The sequence below is a fragment of the Sulfuricurvum sp. RIFOXYD12_FULL_44_77 genome, assembly GCF_001830725.1.
Lineage (GTDB): Bacteria > Campylobacterota > Campylobacteria > Campylobacterales > Sulfurimonadaceae > Sulfuricurvum > Sulfuricurvum kujiense_A.
This window is the reverse complement of record NZ_MIBU01000209.1, coordinates 1-1,088: the sequence shown is the minus strand read 5'-3', so window position 1 is coordinate 1,088 and position 1,088 is coordinate 1. Positions and strand designations below refer to the sequence as shown.

Annotated in this window: 3 protein-coding genes and 1 pseudogene; all 4 read left to right on the top strand. The window is 43.8% G+C overall.

All coding sequences use genetic code 11. The features are described from left to right. The coding region (gene rpmH, locus A2517_RS07655; RefSeq protein WP_294895733.1) for a 50S ribosomal protein L34 at window positions 1-89 on the top strand (89 nt) is incomplete at its 5' end. 11 nt (window positions 90-100) lie between these two features. Then, window positions 101-445, top strand: coding sequence for a ribonuclease P protein component (gene rnpA / locus A2517_RS07650; RefSeq protein WP_294895731.1), 345 nt, complete (start codon window positions 101-103; stop codon window positions 443-445). Next, window positions 423-755 (top strand): membrane protein insertion efficiency factor YidD, encoded by a 333-nt coding sequence (gene yidD / locus A2517_RS07645; protein WP_294895729.1) that lies wholly within the window; start codon window positions 423-425, stop codon window positions 753-755. The genes rnpA and yidD overlap by 23 nt, the downstream gene beginning before the upstream one ends. Then, a pseudogene (locus A2517_RS07640) lies at window positions 749-1,088 on the top strand (membrane protein insertase YidC); the annotation flags it as partial. The gene yidD and the pseudogene A2517_RS07640, both read left to right, overlap by 7 nt.

Here is a 1,088-nt window from a genome sequence, read left to right as displayed (position 1 = left end):
ACGGTTTCCGTGCACGTATGGCGACAAAAAACGGCCGTCGAGTATTGAACGCTCGTCGTGCTAAGGGTAGAAAACGATTGGCTGTCTAAATAGCTTCTCGATGCTAAAGCTCCATAGTGAGTTTCAGCGTGTTTATCAACGCGGGAAAAATGCGCACAGCACTTCCATCGCGTTGTTTTATCTCCCCTTAAAGGGAGAAAAAAAAGTTGGATATACGGCCAGTAAAAAAGTTGGAAATGCAGTAGTGAGAAATCGATGTAAAAGACGTCTCCGGGCCCTTTTTGATGAGTTCTCACCCAATGCGCAAGACGGATGGTACGTTTTTGTCGCCAAGAAAGGGTTATTTGACAACCCCTTCGATACAGTGCGACGCGACTGCAAATATGTTTTAAAACGGACGGGTGCCATGGCTGGAGTAGGTGATGATAAGAATCTTCTTTCTTAAGCTCCTGTGGCTTTATCGGCACTCTTTCTCTTTGGTGACACGCGGTGCGTGTCGTCACTATCCCTCATGCTCCGAATATGCCCTATGGCAGTTTGAACGAAACACTCTTCCTCGTGCATTTTCCTCCACGTTTTTACGAATTTTACGGTGCAATCAACTTTTTTCCGGCGGTATTGATTATCCGATTATCAACAAACCGATGTTAAAACCCTCCGAACTCTCCATAAATACGATAAAATACTGGTTTGTTCCATATCAACAGAATTATTTTCTGATTAAAAATTTTAAGTTTAAAGGGTCCCAGTGCTAGAAAAGTTTACTCCCAATCAACGGCTCCTCGTTGCTGTTGCTTTATCTTTTGTCTTTTTCATAGGTTATACGACACTATTTCCTCCGCAAGCTCCAAACGCTGAAGAGAACACCACTACGGTATCAGCTACGAATGAAGTTGCTACTCAACCGACTGCCGCAGCAACGCAAACGGAGAGTAAGGCTTCGGTTGTTGCCGATATTAAAACCGTTACGACCGATACGCTCACCACCGTATCGGCTAAAGAATTTACGTTAAAAATTGATACACTCGGACGGGTCTCTTCGGTCATTTTAAGTAATGCAAAACATAACGGTAAAGACGGGAAACTCT